The organism is Nocardioides abyssi, from assembly GCF_030412915.1.
In the GTDB taxonomy this organism is placed as follows: Bacteria; Actinomycetota; Actinomycetes; order Propionibacteriales; family Nocardioidaceae; genus Nocardioides; species Nocardioides abyssi.
Genome location: NZ_JAUHJR010000145.1, coordinates 1 through 279 on the forward strand (window position 1 = coordinate 1; position 279 = coordinate 279).

The 279-nt window shown below is 76.7% G+C and carries 1 protein-coding gene; it reads left to right on the top strand.

All coding sequences use genetic code 11. The features are described 5' to 3' along the window. Positions 1 to 279: hypothetical protein (locus tag QWY29_RS20260; protein ID WP_300963032.1), on the top strand; the 279-nt coding region annotated here is incomplete at both ends.

Genomic DNA, 279 nt, shown 5'->3' on the forward strand with positions numbered 1-279 from the left:
CCGCCGGGGTGGGCGGTCGTGCTGACGTGGGTGGTGCTGCTCTCCCTCGTCGCCGGGCTGGCCGTGCTGCGTCGCCGCACCGGCCGGGCCTGGCTGCTGCTGGGCGGCTACGCCGCGGTGGCGTTCGTGCTGGTCCTGACCAGCCGTGCCCAGGTCGTCGGCGGCGTGGTGGGCCTCGAGTACCGCTACCTCACCGACGTGCTGCCGGTGGCGCTGCTGGCGCTGGTGCTGGCCACCACCCGGGTCGAGGGCGCCGTGGGCTCGAGCGAGCCCCGCGGT